The sequence below is a fragment of the Sphaerisporangium flaviroseum genome (assembly GCF_039537005.1).
Classification (GTDB): Bacteria; Actinomycetota; Actinomycetes; order Streptosporangiales; family Streptosporangiaceae; genus Sphaerisporangium; species Sphaerisporangium flaviroseum.
This window is the reverse complement of sequence record NZ_BAAAZR010000043.1, coordinates 229,031-246,305: the sequence shown is the minus strand read 5'-3', so window position 1 is coordinate 246,305 and position 17,275 is coordinate 229,031. Positions and strand designations below refer to the sequence as shown.

Annotated in this window: 15 protein-coding genes; 6 read left to right on the top strand and 9 right to left on the bottom strand. The window is 68.7% G+C overall.

The features are described 5' to 3' along the window. Window positions 1-211 precede the first annotated feature (211 nt). Window positions 212-355 carry a hypothetical protein gene (locus ABD810_RS35950; RefSeq protein WP_344951513.1) on the top strand — a complete coding sequence of 48 codons (144 nt, stop codon included), beginning with the start codon at window positions 212-214 and terminating at the stop codon, window positions 353-355. A gap of 351 nt (window positions 356-706) precedes the next feature. Further along, entirely contained in the window at window positions 707-2,539 is a 1,833-nt protein-coding gene (locus ABD810_RS35945) for an ABC transporter ATP-binding protein (RefSeq protein WP_425567020.1), read from the top strand. A 7-nt stretch (window positions 2,540-2,546) separates the two neighbouring features. On the opposite strand, the gene ABD810_RS35940 is transcribed toward ABD810_RS35945, so the two are convergent. The 3 genes from ABD810_RS35940 to ABD810_RS35930 form a co-directional block, all read right to left on the bottom strand. Continuing rightward, window positions 2,547-3,998, bottom strand: a complete 1,452-nt coding sequence (locus tag ABD810_RS35940; protein WP_344951508.1) for a peptidoglycan D,D-transpeptidase FtsI family protein — start codon at window positions 3,996-3,998, stop codon at window positions 2,547-2,549. 108 nt (window positions 3,999-4,106) lie between these two features. After that, complete coding sequence (locus tag ABD810_RS35935; protein WP_344951506.1) at window positions 4,107-4,517, bottom strand: MerR family transcriptional regulator; 411 nt, start codon at window positions 4,515-4,517, stop codon at window positions 4,107-4,109. An 84-nt stretch (window positions 4,518-4,601) separates the two neighbouring features. After that, window positions 4,602-5,258 carry a TetR/AcrR family transcriptional regulator gene (locus tag ABD810_RS35930; RefSeq protein WP_344951503.1) on the bottom strand — a complete coding sequence of 219 codons (657 nt, stop codon included), beginning with the start codon at window positions 5,256-5,258 and terminating at the stop codon, window positions 4,602-4,604. A gap of 70 nt (window positions 5,259-5,328) precedes the next feature. On the opposite strand from ABD810_RS35930, the gene ABD810_RS35925 reads away from it, so the two are divergent. After that, window positions 5,329-6,654, top strand: a complete 1,326-nt coding sequence (locus ABD810_RS35925) for a GH1 family beta-glucosidase (protein WP_344951501.1) — start codon at window positions 5,329-5,331, stop codon at window positions 6,652-6,654. 61 nt (window positions 6,655-6,715) lie between these two features. Here ABD810_RS35925 and ABD810_RS35920 read toward each other — a convergent pair whose 3' ends face one another. Then, window positions 6,716-7,615: a coiled-coil domain-containing protein gene (locus tag ABD810_RS35920; RefSeq protein ID WP_344951498.1), complete on the bottom strand. Its 900-nt coding sequence runs from the start codon at window positions 7,613-7,615 to the stop codon at window positions 6,716-6,718. Window positions 7,616-7,998: 383 nt separating this feature from the next. Here ABD810_RS35920 and ABD810_RS35915 point away from each other — a divergent pair, with 383 nt between their 5' ends. Continuing rightward, on the top strand, window positions 7,999-9,435 hold the full coding sequence (locus ABD810_RS35915; protein WP_344951495.1) for an aldehyde dehydrogenase: 1,437 nt from the start codon (window positions 7,999-8,001) through the stop codon (window positions 9,433-9,435). Window positions 9,436-9,586: 151 nt separating this feature from the next. On the opposite strand, the gene ABD810_RS35910 is transcribed toward ABD810_RS35915, so the two are convergent. Next, complete coding sequence (locus ABD810_RS35910; protein ID WP_344951492.1) at window positions 9,587-10,714, bottom strand: acetate/propionate family kinase; 1,128 nt, start codon at window positions 10,712-10,714, stop codon at window positions 9,587-9,589. A 56-nt stretch (window positions 10,715-10,770) separates the two neighbouring features. Next, entirely contained in the window at window positions 10,771-11,568 is a 798-nt protein-coding gene (locus ABD810_RS35905) for an alpha/beta hydrolase (RefSeq protein ID WP_344951489.1), read from the bottom strand. A 511-nt stretch (window positions 11,569-12,079) separates the two neighbouring features. Between ABD810_RS35905 and typA the strand changes: the two genes are divergently transcribed. Then, complete coding sequence (gene typA, locus ABD810_RS35900; protein ID WP_344951486.1) at window positions 12,080-13,933, top strand: translational GTPase TypA; 1,854 nt, start codon at window positions 12,080-12,082, stop codon at window positions 13,931-13,933. A 22-nt stretch (window positions 13,934-13,955) separates the two neighbouring features. Here typA and ABD810_RS35895 read toward each other — a convergent pair whose 3' ends face one another. Both ABD810_RS35895 and ABD810_RS35890 read right to left on the bottom strand, forming a co-directional pair. Further along, window positions 13,956-14,735, bottom strand: coding sequence for a polysaccharide deacetylase family protein (locus tag ABD810_RS35895; RefSeq protein WP_344951483.1), 780 nt, complete (start codon window positions 14,733-14,735; stop codon window positions 13,956-13,958). Window positions 14,736-15,333: 598 nt separating this feature from the next. Continuing rightward, the gene (locus tag ABD810_RS35890) at window positions 15,334-15,915 is read right to left on the bottom strand and encodes a helix-turn-helix domain-containing protein (protein WP_344951480.1); all 582 of its coding nucleotides are present in this window, start codon (window positions 15,913-15,915) and stop codon (window positions 15,334-15,336) included. Window positions 15,916-15,999: 84 nt separating this feature from the next. Here ABD810_RS35890 and ABD810_RS35885 point away from each other — a divergent pair, with 84 nt between their 5' ends. After that, window positions 16,000-16,836 carry an EamA family transporter gene (locus ABD810_RS35885; protein ID WP_344951476.1) on the top strand — a complete coding sequence of 279 codons (837 nt, stop codon included), beginning with the start codon at window positions 16,000-16,002 and terminating at the stop codon, window positions 16,834-16,836. A gap of 35 nt (window positions 16,837-16,871) precedes the next feature. Here ABD810_RS35885 and ABD810_RS35880 read toward each other — a convergent pair whose 3' ends face one another. Next, a complete protein-coding gene (locus tag ABD810_RS35880; protein WP_344951473.1) occupies window positions 16,872-17,264 on the bottom strand; it encodes a RidA family protein in 393 nt (130 codons plus the stop codon). Between the last annotated feature and the right edge of the window lie 11 nt (window positions 17,265-17,275).

Sequence of the window (17,275 nt, the reverse complement as noted above, 5' to 3'; positions counted from 1 at the left end):
GAGACGGATCCAGCCTCCGCCCCTCTGATCCGTTCGGGTCGCCGATAAAGGCCCCTCTCCTAACCCCGGTTCCGGCCTGGCCGTTCTATACAAAGCGTGATCAACACAGGCTGTGGCTGCGCTCTGTCGTCACGGAAGGTAAGATTCCACGAGCACCGGCATCCCGGGTCGTTTCCGGGCCGGTAAGGGCACCTCACGTCGGGAGACTCAGATGGAGACCGTCGACCTGGAAGACCTGAGCCTCGAACTCCTCCTCATCACCGCGCTGCACGAGGAGGCGGAGCGCCTTGCCTCCCAGCTTCCCGAGCCGTCGGGCAGCCACATCAAGCTGGCTACAGCCCTTCGCCGCAAGTAGTCCTCACCCGGGTCCAATGACCGGACCGTCCGGGCGTAAGCGGACGAAGCAAGTGTTTGCGACTTTCAACTTAAATACCGATCTTTACGACGGCCGCTTTAAAGTGTCGGTGATGCCGGTCACACTGCGAGGATGGCCGACCTTCCCCAGGAATCCTCCGCTCCGGACGGCTCCACTCCGAAGGCCTCGACACCGGGTGACTCCCTCCCGGGTCCAGCCGCCGGCTCCAGCGGCCCCCCACCTGAAGACCAACCGCCGAAGACCCCGGGCCCCGACGGTTCCGTCACCGATGACGCGCTGATCGATCTCGGCGAGGTCAATTTCAGCGACTGGTACGCCCACACCGTCACGATGACCAACGTGGGTTTCCTCACGGTGGCCCGCAGGCTCCCCGCGCTCATCGGCCACGCCGTCCGCATGGCCTGGCGGGCGAGCCCGCGCGACACCGTCGCCACGATCTCCCTGAGCGTCCTTGGCGGCATGTTCACCGCCTTCGGCCTGCTCGCCACCACCGGCGTGCTCCAGGCGCTGTTCTCGTCTGGTCCGACGCCCGACCGTGTCAGGGCCGCACTGCCCAGCCTGCTGCTCGTCGGCGTGGCGGCCGCGCTGCGCGCCACCCTGGAGGCCGGTGCCGGGTGGGCCCAGTCCCGCCTGGAGCCGCAGGTCGTGCGCATCGCCGAGAAGCAGCTTTACGACCTGACCGGCCGGGTCGACCTGGTGTGCTTCGACGACCCCGACTTCCACGACTCCCTCCAGCGTGCCCGCATGCGCGGCGTCTCCATGGTCGACAGCGTCGTCGACTCGGCGATCGACCTGCTCACGGGCCTGATCGGCATCGTGGCCGCCGCCGGGGTGCTCGGCATCCTCCACCCGGTCCTGCTCCCCCTGCTCGTGCTGGCGGTCATCCCCGACGCATGGGCGGCCGTCCGCTCGGCGCGGATGCGCTACACGACGATGTACGCCCTGGTGCCCGTCAGACGACGCAAGTGGATCCTGACCGATCTCATGGCCGACAGGGAGACCGCGGCCGAGGTCCGCTCGTTCACCATGCGCCGCTTCCTCATGCGCCTGTACGACAAGGTGGCGGGCGCCGAGCAAGATGTCGTCCTCGATCTGGCCAGGCGGCAGACGGTGGCGCGCATCATCGGGGAGGCGCTCGGCGGTGTCGGCACCGCCATCGTCTACGTCGCGCTCGGGGTGCTCCTCGCGATCGGCGCCGTTCCGCTGGCCGTGGCCGGCACCGCCGTCCTGGCCATCCGGTCGGGGCAGAGCTCCCTGTCCAACCTGATGTTCGCCACCAACCGGCTGTACGAGGAGGGGCTCTACTTCACCGACTTCCTCGACTTCTGCGCCCAGGCCCGCGAGCGGATGGGCGCGGTCCGGGCACGCGTGGCGCCCACCAACTTCCAGCGGATCACCGTCGACGAGGTGACCTTCGGCTACCCCGGCAAGGACGACCCCGCTCTCGACCAGGTGTCCATCCACATCGACAGGGGTGAGGTGGTCGCCCTCGTCGGCGAGAACGGCTCGGGCAAGACCACCCTGTCCAAGATCCTCGCCGGGTTGTACGACCCGACGAGCGGCCAGGTCCGCTGGGACGACGTCGACATCCAGGAGGTCGACCAGGAGGAACTGCGGCGGCACATCGCGGTCATCGCCCAGGACCACACCCGCTGGCCGCTGACGGCGAAGGAGAACATCTCCATGGGCCTGGAGAAGGGCGAGGAGGCGTTGCACGCGTCCGCGGAGGTCGCGGGCGCCGACCAGGTGGTCGCCGAGTTGCCGCACGGCTACCGCACCCTGCTCGACCGCCGCTTCAAGGACGGCCACGAACCCTCGGGGGGCCAGTGGCAGCGCATCGCCGTGGCGAGGGGCTTTTACCGCGACGCGCCGCTGCTCATCTGCGACGAGCCGACGGCCGCGCTGGACGCCCGCGCCGAGCACGCCCTGTTCGAGCGGATCCGCAGGCACGCCGACGGCCGCACCGTCCTGCTCATCACCCACCGCCTGGCCAGCGTGCGCTACGCCGACCGCATCTACGTGCTCGACCACGGCAAGGTGGTGGAGCAGGGCACCCACGACCAGCTCATGACCCACGGAGGCATCTACGCCGACCTGTACAGCCTCCAGGCTCGCGCCTACACCGTCGTCCACGAACGCAAGGAGTCGCCGACCCAGGTCTGACCGCCCTCTAGAGGACGGCTTCCATGATCGCTCGGGCGATGGGAGCGGCCGTGTCGCCGCCGAAGCCGCCGTTCTCCACGAGCACGCCCACGGCCACCCTGGGCTCCGCCGCTGGAGCGAAGGCCGTGAAGACCGCATGGTCCCGGGCGTCGGCGGCGTTCTGCGCCGTGCCGGTCTTGGCGGCGATCTCGACCCCGGAGATGGCGGCGGCCGAGCCCGTACCGCCTGGCGCCGTGACGGTGACCATCATCGCGGTGATCTGGTCGGCCACCTCCCTGGACACCGTCCTCGGCAAGCTCGCGGGGTCGGTGACCGAAATGATCGTCCCGTCCCGTAGCCGCACCTCCTCGACGAGGTAGGGACGCATCATGGAGCCGTGGGAGGCGACCGCCGCCGAGATCATCGTGATCATCAGTGGGGTGGCGCGGGTGTCGAACTGGCCGATGGCCGACATGGCGGTCTGAGCACGGTCGAGGTTCGAGGGGTACACGCTCTTCGCCACGGGCAGCGGGATGGCCAGGTCGTCGACGTTGAATCCGAACGCCTCCGCCTGCGTGCGCAGCGTGTCCTGCCCGAGGCGGAGCCCGATCTCCGCGAAGGCGGTGTTGCAGGAGAGCCTGAAGGCCAGCGCGAGCGGGGGCCTGCCGTTCCCGCATTTCTCCCCACCCGCATTGGCCAGGGTGGTGGCGGTGCCGGGAAGCCGGATCCAGGGAGGGGCGGTGACGGTGGTGCCCGGAGCGTAGAACCCGGAGCTCAGCGCCGCCGCCGCAGTGACGATCTTGAAGGTGGAGCCCGGAGGGTAGGTGCGTTCGATCGCCCGGTTGAGCAGTGGCCGGGTGGGGTCGTTCCTCAGCCGGCGGTCGGCCTCGATGAGCTGCTTGCCGTCGAAGGTGCTGTAGAGGTTGGGATCGTAGGAAGGGTAGGACGCCAGCGCGAGGATCGCCCCGGTCGCCGGGTCGATGGCGACCGCGGCTCCCTTGTGCCCGGTGGCCATGAGCCCTTCGTACGCCGCGCGCTGGGCCCTGCCGTCGATGGTGAGCTTGACCGACGCTCCCTGTTCCAGGCGGTTGGCGATCAGCCTGCGCATCCTGATCTCCGAGTCCGCACCCGACAGCATGTGGTCCTGCGCCAGCTCGACGCCTGTGGCGTCGTACAGGGACAGGTGGCCGGTGACCGGTGCGTACATCGGGCCGTCGGGGTAGACGCGCCGGTACTTGTACCTGCCCTGGCCCGGCCCCTCGGTCGCGACCACGGTGCCGTCGCGGAGCAGGATGTCGCCGCGTGGGTGTGCGAAACGGTCGATCGTCTCACGCGGGTTGCGCGGGTCCCTCCCCAGTGCGTCGGTGTGGAAGGCCTGGATGAGCGTCACATTGCTCATGAGCGCGAATACCATGAGCCCGCACGCCGTCGCGACCCGGCGCAGCGGGATGTTCATCCGCGTGGCGCGCGGTCCGGCCATGCACCCCTCCTCTCCTACCGGTGTAGCAGCCGGTTCAGAAAGAGGCGCGTTCACCAGGGCAAAGGGTGGCCATGGCTCTCGAGGACGGTGCCCCCCGGCTGCGGCCGATCAGTGTGGCCGGGGCTCCTCGATCCGCCGGCAGGCCGACGCTCCAGAGATCGCCAGCACGTCGCGGTAGTACTGGATCTTGCGCTGGATGGCGGCCTGCTTCTCCTGGAGCTGGGCGATCTGCGCCTCGACGTCGCGGTCGTGGGCCTCCAGGAGCGTGATGCGGTCGTCGATGGTGTGGGCGCCGTCGCGGACCAGCTCGGCGAAGCGCAGCATCTCCGCGATGGGCATCCCGGTGTCGCGCAGGCACCTGACCATGCCGAGCCAGCCGAGGTCCTCGTCGCTGAACCGCCGCTGGCCGGCCGCGTTCCGTTCGACCCGCTCCAGCAGGCCGATGCGCTCGTAGTAACGCAGAGTGTCCAGGCTGAACCCGGTCTCCTCGACCGCCTGTGCCGGTGTGTAAACGCTCACGGGTCGAGCATGACACCTGGAGTAGGCTCCGGGTCAAGCTTCCTGACGGTGTCAGCGCAGCACGGAGATCCGGCGGGCAGGGGACTACAGCTCCGGTAGGTGGTCGGCGAGGTAGGCGCGGATCAGCCGCCTGCATTCGGCGATCAGGTCGGGGTCGCCGTCGGGATGGGTGCGGAAGGCGAGCTTCAGCACGGCGTCAGCCGCCTCCACGGCCACGATCAGCGCCCGGTCGAGGCCGGGACCGGTCGGCGCGCCGAGAAGGTCGATGGTGAGCGCCCTCAGCCGGTCGGCCACGATGACGTTGTTCTCCAGGGCGGCGTCCAGCAGGCGGTTGGTGCCCTTGAGCGGTGGCCCTTCCGGGGTGGGCAGCACCTCGCCGAAGTCGACGATGGCGAAGCCCGGCGTGGTGCGCTTCATCGCCACGAACTCGTCGACGGCCAGGTCGACGGCGTCGGTCCAGTCGGAGATGCCGGCCGACCCCAGCCGGGCGGTGAGCCGGGCGAGAAAGGCGTCGAGGTTGCGGAGCGCCAGCGCCCGTACCAGCCCCTGCTTGTCGGGAAAGAACTGGTAGAACGTGCCGATCGGCACGCCCGCGCTGCGGGCCACTTCCTTGGTGGTGAGCGCTTCGTATCCCACCTCGTCGAGGAGCCGGGCGCACTCGTCCAGCATTCGCTCGACCCGCTCGACACTGCGACGCTGGGCTGGACGGCGGCGGAGCGTCCCTGCGGAGACGTTCGTCATCCCCCCATCATCCTCCCGAATCGGCTTGCGCGGCTTAACATGAGGTCCACTCATATCACCGGAGGTCACCATGTTCCTTTGGGGTACGGCCACCGCGTCCTACCAGATCGAGGGCGCCGTGGCGGAGGACGGCCGGGGAGACTCCATCTGGGACACCTTCGCCCGTGAACCCGGCCGGATCGGTGACGGTCACACCGGAGACGTCGCGTGCGATCATTACCACCGGTGGTCAGAGGATGTCATGCTCATGAACGCCTTGGGGGTGAACTCCTACCGCTTCTCCATTTCGTGGCCGAGAATCCAGCCCGAGGGGCGAGGGAGGATCAACCAGGCGGGGCTCGACTTCTACGACCGGCTCGTCGACGGGCTGTGCGCCAACGACATCGTGCCTGCGGCCACGCTCTTCCACTGGGATCTCCCCCAGTCGCTGGAGGACGAGGGCGGCTGGCTCAACCGTGACACCGCGCGCCACCTCGCGGACTACGCGGGGATCGTCGCCGAGCGCCTCGCCGACCGGGTGCCGATGTGGATCACGCTCAACGAGCCGTTCATCCATATGGTCTTCGGCTACGCCCTGGGCGTCCACGCCCCCGGCAGGACCCTGTTCCTGGACGCCCTGCCCGCCGCCCACCACCAGCTGCTCGGTCACGGACTCGCCGTACAGGCACTACGGGCGCACGGGGCCGGGAAGGTGCTCATCACCAACAACTGCACGCCCGTGTGGCCCGCTTCGGGCGCGGCCGAGGATCTGAAGGCGGCCGAGGCGTACGACACCCTGCACAACAGGCTGTTTCACGACCCCATCCTTCTCGGGAAATATCCAGATTTGTCGGCTTATGGCGTGACCAGCATGGCCGCGGTCCAGGACGGCGACCTGGAGATCATCGCCCAGCCCCTCGACGGCCTCGGTGTCAACTACTACAACCCCACGCGCATCGCCGCGCCCGCCACCGCGCCGGCCCCGGGAGAGTTGCCGTTCCAGGACGCGGGCGTCACCGGCTACCCCACGACCGCCTTCGGGTGGCCGGTGGTGCCCGACGGCCTGCGCGAGGTGCTGGCCGGGCTCAAGGCCAGGTACGGCGCCGCGCTCCCGCCGGTGTACGTGACCGAGAACGGCTGCTCGCAGGCCGACGAGCCGGGCCCGGATGGCGTGGTGGACGACCAGGCGCGCATCACGTATCTCGACGGGCACATCCAGGCCGTCCGCGCCGCCATCGACGAGGGGGTGGACGTGCGCGGCTACTACGTCTGGTCGCTGATGGACAACTTCGAGTGGGCCGAGGGATTCGGTCAGAGGTTCGGCCTGGTCCACGTCGACTTCACCACCCAGAAGCGCACGCCCAAGGCGTCGTACCACTGGCTGAGGGAGCGCATCGCCGCCCGTCCATCGCCGTGACGGCGCCCGCCGCCCCCGGCCGCGCACCACTCTGGAGGGGGACGGCGGGAGCGGCGTGAGGTCAGAAGACCGACACGTGGACGTGGTCGTAGTGGTTCGCGGTGATCCCGCCGCGGTCGGACATCTGCCGCCAACCGGCGCCCGTGCGGATGTCGTAGTAGCGCTGCTTCCAGATGATGTACATGATGCCGACCTGGCGGCCGTTCTCGATGCACCACTGGGCGAGGGCGTCGCCGCGCGCCGCCGACGCCGCGTCGGGCATGCGTCCGCCCGTGCTCATCATGAAGTCGCAGGCACGGCCCTTGCCGTGCTCACCGGGGTCGCCGGGGCGCAGGCATCCGACGCCGAAGGGCATCGGGAAGCTCTGCATGATGACGTTACGGATGCTGATCATGCGGCCGGTGAGGCCGCTGCCCGCGTCCGGCGTCTGGAAGCCGAACTTCCTCAGCAGCCGCTCGACGTCCTGCTTCTTGTCCTCGAGCTCCTTGATCTCCTTCTTGAGGTCGACGATCTTGCCGTCGGCCTCCTTCTTGGCGGCCCGGGACTCCTTGATCAGCGTGCCGATCTTGTTCAGCCGCTGGTTCTTCTCCTCGGCGAGGTAGGTGACGGTCGCCGCCTGCCCGAGGATCGTGTCGGGATCGCCGCTGAAGGAGAACACCCGGGGGCCGTCGACCGTGCCGGACATGTAGGAGTTCCGATAGAACTGCGCGATCTGCTCCTCGGCCTCGGCCAGGTCGGAACGGAGCTTCTTGACCCGGTCACCGGCCTTCTGCGCGGATCGGCGCGTCTCCTCCAGGCTCTGGATCTCGCCCCGGTAGGCCTTCTGCAGCTCGGCGGCCTGCTTGGTCAGCCTGTTGAGCTGGGCCTGCGGGCTCGGCTTCGCCTCGGCGGCCGGCATGGCGAACATCGAGAACAGGCCGACGAGGACGGCGGCCAGCCCCATCACACGACCTGATCGCATCAGCCCTCCCCACTTCAGACGCCCCGAAACTATAGAAGCCGATCTTCGGAGCTGCCACACGATCGGAAGAAGCCATCAACCTTTAGCGAACTATCTACCACTTTGAGATGATGCCGGATGCGACTTTCCAGCGAATTAGGCCCGACAATCTCCGCACATCTGGGCAGATCGCGCCACGGAGGCCACCCCGTGGTGCCGGGCGACCGATCTTATCCATGGACGCTCCGTGGAGTCCCCGACTCTTGCCAACCGGGTTAGAACATGGTTCTGTCTCAGCCACTGGGCGATGCGGCCTCTTGTGAGCCCGGCTCTTCGCGGCAAGACTAAACAAGCAAGCATTCGGTCAAGTAATGGCCCGGCCTGCCCGACCAGGAGGGAGACACATGCTTCAGCACGACCGTCTTTTCATCGGGGGCGACTGGGTCGACCCCGCGGGCACGGCGACGATCGACGTCATCTCTCCTCACACCGAGGAAGTCATCGGGCGGGTGCCCGACGGCACTCCCTCCGACATGGACCGCGCGGTGGCCGCCGCCCGCCAGGCCTTCGACAACGGGCCCTGGCCGAGGATGTCCATGGCCGAGCGCGCCGAGGTGGTCGGCAAGCTGGCCGGGCTGTACGCCGCCCGCCAGGCCGAGATGGCCGACATCATCACGCTCGAAATGGGCAGCCCCATCACGTTCTCGCAGCTCGCCCAGGCGCCACAGCCGCTCGGGATGCTGCAGTACTTCAGCGAGCTGGGCAAGACGTTCGCGGTGGAGGACGAGCGTCCCGGCATGTTCGGCCCGGTGACGGTGCGGCGTGAGCCGGTCGGCGTCGTCGCGGCCGTGGTGCCGTGGAACGTGCCGCAGTTCGTCATCATGACCAAGCTCGCCCCCGCCCTGATCGCCGGATGCACCGTCGTGGTGAAGCCCGCTCCGGAGACCCCGCTCGACTCCTACCTCCTCGCTGAGATGATCAAGGAGTCCGGCATCCCGGAGGGCGTCGTCAACATCGTCGCCGCCGGCCGCGAGGCGGGCGAGCACCTCGTCTCGCACCCGGGTGTCGACAAGGTGGCCTTCACCGGTTCCACCGCCGCCGGGCGCCGCATCGCGGGAATCTGCGGTGAGCAACTGAAGCGCTGCAGTCTCGAGCTGGGCGGCAAGTCGGCCGCGATCATCCTCGAGGACTGCGACCTCGGCGGGGCCATGGGGTTCCTGTCGATCGCGTCGCTCATGAACAACGGCCAGGCGTGCGTGGCCCAGACCCGGATCCTCGCGCCTTCCTCTCGCTACGACGAGGTGCTCCAGGCGGTGGCCGACATGGTCAGCGGCCAGCCGGTCGGCGACCCCGCCGACCCGGGCACCGGCATCGGCCCGCTGGTGGCCAAGCGCCAGCAGGAGCGGGTCGAGGGCTACATCAAGATCGGAATCGAGGAAGGCGCGAAGCCGGTGGTCGGCGGTCTCGACCGTCCCTTCGACCGCGGCTGGTACGTCGCGCCGACCGTCTTCGCGGGCGTCTCCAACGACATGCGGATCGCCCGCGAGGAGATCTTCGGTCCCGTGCTGTCGGTGATCCCGTACGAGGACGAGGCCGACGCCGTCCGTATCGCCAACGACAGCGACTACGGCCTGTCCGGCACGGTCTGGACCGCCGACACCGACCACGGCATGGACATCGCCCGCCAGGTCCGCACCGGAACCTACGGCGTCAACATGATGAACACCATGGAGCCGGCCACGCCGTTCGGCGGATACAAGGCCAGCGGCATCGGCCGCGAACTCGGCCCCGAGGGCCTGTCGTCCTACCTGGAGTACAAGTCGATCGCCCGCCTGGGGTGAGATCGTGCGCAACCGTCGCCCAGCGCGCCCCCGCGTCGCTGGGCGACGGCCCCGCGATACAAGGATGTCCGAGATCGCCCCCGCCAGTGGTCACGTCCGTGTCTGGATTTCTCCTGGTGGATCTCATACCTCCTTTGGAGGTAGACGACATTTATTCGGAAATGGTTCGCGACACCACAAGAGAAGTTTCCCTGGCGATCTCCAGCTCCTCGTCGGTCGGCACGACGGCGATCACCACGTCCGAGTCGTCGGCGGAGATCAGCCGCTTGGCATCGCCCGACATGTTGCGGAGCGGGTCGAGGCGGATGCCCATGTGCTCCAGGCCCGAGAGCACGCTCCGCCTCACCAGAGCGGAGTTCTCACCGACCCCGCCGGTGAAGGCGATCACGTCGACCTCGCCGAGCACCGCGCAGTAGGCGCCGATGTACTTCCGCAGCCGGTGGCAGTACACGTCGTAGGCGAGGGCCGCGGCCTCGTCACCGGACTCCACTCGCGCGAGGACCGCCCGCATGTCGTTGTCGCCGCAGAGCCCGAGCAGGCCGCTTCGCTCGATGAGCATCGACTCCACCTCGTCGGGCGCCATGCCGCCGCGTATCAGGTGGAAGATCGTCCCAGGGTCCAGGTCGCCGGACCGGGTGCCCATGACCAGGCCTTCCAGCGGCGTCATGCCCATGGAGGTGTCCACGCACCGCCCCGCCGCGACGGCCGTGGCGCTCGCGCCGTTGCCGAGGTGCAGCACGATCACGTTGGCGAGCCCGGCCCGGTCCACGAGCTCCGCCGCCACGCGCGAGACGTACGCGGTGGAGGTGCCGTGGAAGCCGTACCGGCGCAGGCCGTACCGCTGGGCGACCTCGTGGTCGACGGCGTAGGTGCGGGCCGCGAGCGGCATCGTGCTGTGGAAGGCGGTGTCGAAGACGGCGACCTGCGGCAGATCGGGCCAGAGCCTGCGCGTCACCTCGATGCCCGCCAGGTTGGCGGGGTTGTGGAGCGGGGCCAGCGGGACGGCCTCCTGGATGTGCTTGACCACCTCATCGGTGATCAGGGTCGGCTCGATGAAAACCGGCCCGCCGTGGACGACCCGGTGACCGATGGCCGTCAGCTCGCCGGAATGCGCCGACACCTCGTCGGCCACCCGTGTGAGCGCCGCCTCGTGGTCGGGAACCTCGGATCCCGGCTCACCGATGTTCTCGATCTTGCCCGGCTTGGTCCGTTCAGGACCGTCCAGATCGATGAGCTGGTACTTGACCGACGATGACCCCGAGTTGATCACCAGGATCACTGGTCCACCCCCTGCTTCCGGTGTGCTGTCCGGATCCGATGCCCCGCGAGGGACGGCTAACCGGGCGCGTGGGTCCGCCGGGGCCGGGCCCCGTCGTCCCTCGCCGGAACCTCTACGATCCACCTGCCGATCCGCCGGATGAGATCGGGGGTCGCCGAGGACTCGGCGTGACCGTATCCCCGCTCGATCCACAGCTCCTTGGGCTCCCGAGCGGCGTCGAAGAGCTGGTGTGCGTGCTCCAGGGGGAAGAAGGTGTCCGCGTCGCCGTGGACGATGAGCAGCGGGGTGGGTGAGATGCGCTCGACCGCCTCGTGCGGCGCGAGCGGAACCGGGTCCCACTTGCCGGCCTGGATGCGGGTGCGCTTGGCGAGCCGGGCCACGAAGCGCCCGGATGCCCGCTCGATGGCCCAGTGCACCTGCCGCATCGGCCGGGTGCCCCTGTAGTACCAGCGGGCGGGGCCGCTCACCGAGACCACCGCGTCCGTCCCACGGTGCAGGGCCGCGTGGCGTACGGCGACCGCCGCGCCCATCGAGAACCCGACGCTCACCACGCGGGAGTAGCCGACCGAACGTGCGTGCCGTACCGCCGCGTCGAGATCGAGCACCTCGGCGTCTCCCACCGTCGACAGCCCGCCCGACCGTCCGTGGCCGCGGAAGTCGAACGCCACGACCCCGCCGAACCCGCTCAGCACGTGGGCGATGCGTCGCGTGGTCCCCTCACGCCAGGAACCGGTGAAGCCGTGGGCGATCACCACGCCCAGATCCGCGTCGCCGCGTGAGGGGGTGTGCGCCGCGTCGATCCGCACACCGTCCTTTGTCACCAGCGTCGCGGGGAATGCTGCGGCAAGAGACATGGATCGAGCTTAATGGGGGTCGCGCCGGCACAGCTCGGCCCCACGACCCCGGAGTGTGCCGCCGCCGTGGAGCTCTCCGCCTTGGCCGCCATCGGTGTGACGCACCCGGTCACGAACGCGCCGACCACTACTGCCCATACGGCGAGGCGGCATCGATATCCCGTCAGCTGCCGCCTGCATGGAAACGGGCCGAAGGGTTCGGCGATCCAGCGTGCGGAGGCGGCGAGTTGCGTAAGTCCGTCGTCCACCATGCTGGCTGTCTGCCCGGGGACGACGGGGTTAGTCCAGAATGTGGGTTCCTTAACCGTCCTAACCCAGAGACATGATCTCCGTATCCACCCCTTCGTGCCTGGTCAACACAGGTCGGGGTGCCACCCCACAAAACAACAAAATATGCCGGATTTGCCCCTCTTTGCGCAGGCTGGGCACGTGGTGGTAACAGCGATCAACTAAAATGGACGAGGCCGCAGTTTCCGTGGCCGGCCTCAACGACCCAGAGCGAGACTCCATCATGCCTTTGAACAGCCGCGACGACCTGCGGAACATCGCGATCATCGCGCACGTCGACCACGGGAAGACCACGCTCGTGGACGCCATGCTCTGGCAGTCCGGGGCGTTCCGCGCCAACCAGGACGTCGACGAGCGAGTCATGGACTCCAACGACCTGGAACGCGAGAAGGGGATCACCATTCTCGCAAAGAACACCGCCGTCAAGCACGCCGGCATGACCCTCAACATCATCGACACCCCCGGCCACGCCGACTTCGGCGGTGAGGTCGAGCGCGGCCTGTCGATGGTCGACGGCGTCGTGCTGCTGGTCGACGCCTCCGAGGGCCCGCTGCCGCAGACCCGGTTCGTGCTGCGCAAGGCGTTCGCCGCCAAGATGCCCGTCATCCTGTGCATCAACAAGGTCGACCGCCCCGACGCGCGCATCAAGGAAGTCGTCGACGAGGTGTACGAGCTCTTCATGGACCTCGACGCCACCGAGGAGCAGATCGACTTCCCGATCGTCTACGCCTCCGCCAAGGCCGGCAGGGCCAGCCTCAACCGTCCCGAGGACGGCGGCATGCCCGACTCCGATGACCTCGAGCCGCTGTTCGAGACCATCACCAAGACGATCCCGGCGCCGGTGTACGACCCTTCCGCGCCGCTCCAGGCCCACGTCACCAACCTCGACGCCTCCAGCTACCTCGGCCGTATCGCCCTGTGCCGCGTCCACCAGGGCCGCATCAAGAAGGGCCAGCAAGTCGCCTGGTGCCGCACCGACGGCTCCATCCAGCGGGTCAAGATCAGCGAGCTGCTGATGACCGACGCGCTGGAGCGCAAGCCCGCCGATGAGGCAGGGCCCGGCGACATCATCGCCATCGCGGGCATCCCCGAAATCATGATCGGCGAGACGCTGGCCGACCCCGACGACCCGCGCCCGCTGCCGCTCATCACGGTCGACGAGCCGGCGATCTCGATGACGATCGGCACCAACACCGGCCCCCTGGTGGGCAGGGTCAAGGGCTCCAAGGTCACCGCCCGCATGGTCAAGGACCGGCTCGACAAGGAGCTCGTCGGCAACGTGTCGCTGCGCGTGCTCCCCACCGACCGGCCCGATGCCTGGGAGGTCCAGGGGCGTGGCGAGCTGGCGCTCGCCATCCTGGTCGAGCAGATGCGCCGCGAGGGCTACGAGCTGACCGTCGGCAAGCCGCAGGTCGTCACCAAGACGATCGACGGCAAGCTGCACGAGCCGGTCGAGCGGCTCACCGTCGACGCACCCGAGGAGTACCTCGGCGCGATCACCCAGCTGCTCGCCGTCCGCAAGGGCCGCATGGAGCACATGACCAACCACGGCACCGGCTGGATCCGCATGGAGTTCGTGGTCCCGGCCCGCGGCCTGATCGGCTTCCGCACCGAGTTCCTCACCGAGACGCGCGGCACCGGCCTGGTCCACCACGTCTTCGAGGCGTACGAGCCGTGGTTCGGCGAGCTGCGCACCCGTAACAACGGCTCGCTGGTCGCCGACCGGGCCGGCGTGGTCACCGCGTTCGCGATGATGAACCTCCAGGAGCGCGGCACGCTGTTCGTGTCGCCGACCACCGAGGTCTACGAGGGCATGATCGTCGGTGAGAACTCCCGCGCCGACGACATGGACGTCAACATCACCAAGGAGAAGAAGCTCACCAACATGCGCTCCTCCACCAGTGATGAGACCGAGAAGCTCATCCCGCCGCGCATGCTCTCGCTGGAGCAGGCGCTGGAGTTCTGCCGTGAGGACGAGTGCGTGGAGATCACCCCGGAGAACGTCCGCATCCGCAAGGTCGTGCTCGACGGGGCCGTCCGAGGCCGCAGCGCCGCGCGGGCCAAGCGCGGCATCTGACGCCGCCGCGGGGCGTGGAGGATCAGCGGCGCTTGGTGCCGTTCTCCTCCTCCGCCTCGCCGGCGTAGCGCTTGCCCGGGGTGAGCTCCCGCGTGCCGTACAGCTCCGACACGGTCACGAAGGTGTAGCCCTTGGCGTCGAGCTCCCGCAGCAGCCGTGGCACCGCCTCGACCGTGCTCTTGTGGATGTCGTGCATCAGGACGACCGAGCCCGGCGGGGCGGCCGAGGCACGCCGGGCGACGAGGGCGCTGTCCCTGTCGCGCCAGTCGAGCGTGTCGAGATCCCACATGATCTGCGCCAGCCCCGCGCGTGCGGTCTCCTCCGCCACCTTGCCGTCGGTCGCCCCGTACGGCGGGCGCATCAGCCGCATGGTGGTCCCCGTGACGGCCCTGACCACCTCCTGCGTACGCTCGAGCTGCCCGCGCAGGGCCTCGTGGGACAGTGCGGTGAGCGTCGGGTGGTCCCACGAGTGGTTGCCGAGCTCGTGCCCCTCCGAGACCATGCGGCGAAGGGTGAAGCCGGTCTGGGCGTTCACCATGTGCCCGACCACGAAGAACGTCGCCTTGGCGTGATGCTCGGCGAGCATGTCGAGCACCTTGCCGGTGTAGTCGAACGGGCCGTCGTCGAAGGTCAGCGCCACGCACTTGATCTGCTCACACCGGATCGACCGGCGATGCGGGGCCACTATCGGACGGGCTCCCGGCCACCCGGGCTGCTGGGCGATCACCCGCGCTGCCAGCAGGCGGGGGTCGACGTTCCCGCGGACGGGCGCGGAGGTTCGGATCCGGACGATGTCATCCACGTACCTCTTCTGGCCAGGGGCCACGACCTCGCCGCATGCCGACAGGCCAAGGGCCAGTGAGAGCGACAGCGGGAAAGACAGCCACAGGACTCGCAACCGAAATAGTGCCACCCGCTCGCTCCCCCCGAAACAGCGGCAGGGTCACGGGTAATGCTCGGCCGTTCCCCCGCGCAGAGTCTTGGCGAGCTCGTCCCACCAGGGCGGAGCATCGGCCTGTAACTCGGCGTAACGACGCGCCACCCGAATGGCGCATCCCACCGGATCTGTACCCAAGTGCCGTCGTTTCACCACACCTTCCTGCCAACAGTAAAAGCCATCACGAAAAGTGACGACTAGCCCAATCCAGACAGAGAGGATGGTGTCATCACAAACTTCGTATGCGTCCGTCACCCCCAGGCCCACGAGTTCCACACGGAGTTTCGGCAGGGCCCCCCGGGAGTCAGTCACCCGACCACCCCCCGGCGACATGCGGCCGGGCAGGACGGTAAGCCTTCAGCGCATACACACCGATGATGTACCCGCATTGGGCACAGCTTTGCACGGCCGTAAGCGAGTCGTAATGTGACCGTGAGGATTCAACCAGATACGCTGCGTGGCGCTACTGGTCGAGGGTGTCCCTGGGCTCGGTGACGACCATGATGTAGCGCAACGTCACCGCCCCCTCGTTGGCGTAGCGGTGCGGCCGGTCCGCGCTGAAGAGCACGGCCTCGTCCCGGCCGACGACATGGCTCCGGCCGTATACCGAGAGTGTCAGCTCGCCCTCGAGGACGGTCAGCATCTCGCGCGTGCCGGCGGGGTGCGCGTCGCCGTCGTGGTGCTCCCCCGGCGCCAGGGTCCAGTCCCACAACTCGAGGATCGCGGGCGTGTCCGAGCCCACGAGAAGCCGTGCCGAGCCACCCTTCTCGCTGCGCCACAGGGTGACGACGTCGGAGGCGTGCACCACCCGGACCACGGGGGTGTCGGAGACCTCCACCAGGCGCGCGACCGTCACGCCGAGCGCGTCGGCGATGCGCGTCAGCGTGCTGACGCTCGGGTTGGTGCGGCACTGCTCGATCTGCACGAGCATCCCCCGGCTCACCCCCGAGCGCGCCGCCAGGGCGTCGAGGGTCAGCCCTCGATGGGCGCGCTGAGCGCGGACGTTGTTGGCGATCGCCGCCGTAACCGTCTCCGGATCCGCCATGAGGGCAGTGTAGTGAGATTTGTGTGCACTGTATTGATCCCAATAGGTTGTACTAACAGTGCAATGCAGTGAGGGGTGAATGGCATGACAGCGGTGTTGCTGGCCACGGTCTGCGCCGTGGTGTACGGCACGGCGGACTTCTTCGGCGGGCTGGCCACCAAACGCTCCCGTGTGCTCGCCGTCGTCATGCTCACGCAGATCACGGGCCTGGTCTTCGTGCTCCCTCTGCTCCCGCTGCTGCCCGGCACGCTGAACGCCGGGGCGCTCGCCTGGGGCATGGCGGCCGGCCTGGCCGGCGGCCTGGCCGTCATCCTGTTCTACCGGGCCCTCGCCGGCGGTGTGATGTCCGTGGTGGCGCCCACGACCGCCACCATGTCGGCGGCGCTGCCCGTGCTGTTCGGCCTGGCGGTGGGTGAGCGGCCCGAACCGCTGGCGCTCGGCGGGGTGGTGCTGGCGCTGGCGGCCGTGGTCCTCGTCAGCCGCGCCTCCGGCGGCGGAGGAGGGCGTCCGGCGCTCGCCCCGATCCTCCAGTCGCTGGCCTCGGGACTCGGGTTCGGCGCATTCTTCATCCTGCTCAAGCAGGTGCCCGAGGACAGCGGCATGTGGCCGCTGTTCGGCGCCCGGCTCGCCTCCGTGGTGGTGGTCGCCGTGCTGGCACTGAGCATCAGGGCAACGGTCGTGCCGGGCCGGGGGGCCCTGCCCACGATCATCGCCGCCGGGGTCCTCGACATGTTGGCGAACGTGCTCTACCTGCTGGCGGTCCAGCGTGGCCTGCTGGTGCTCGTGGCGGTGCTGGTCTCGCTCTACCCCGCCAGCACGCTGTTGCTCGCGCGATACGTGCTGGGAGAGCGCCTCAACGCCGTTCAGGCGGCCGGTGTCGGCCTGGCCCTCGGCGCCGTCGCCCTGATCGCCTCGGCGTAGCCCTTTTCGTACGACCGTCTCGCCGTGCTCGGCGGTCAGGCGGTCGCGGAGCGGTGGGCCGTGACCTCGATCTCGATGCGCATCCGCGGGTCGGACAGGCCGCAGACCAGCATCGTGGCGGCCGGGCGCACATCGCCGAAGCAACGGCGCAGCACCGGCCAGCAGGGTTCGAAATCGGCCGGGTCAGGAAGCATGTACCGGACCCTGACCACGTCCGCGAAGCAGGACCCGGCCTCCCGCAGCGCGGCCTCGATGTTCTTCATGCACTGCTCGACCTGCTCCACGATCTCCTCGGAGATCGTCATGCTCTGGTAGTCGAACCCGGTCGTCCCCGACACGTGGATCCAGTCGCCGTCGACCACCGCGCGCGAGTAACCGATCTGCTCCTCGAATGTGGAACCGCTTGAGATCAATCTCCGTGCCGTCATGGACCGACCCG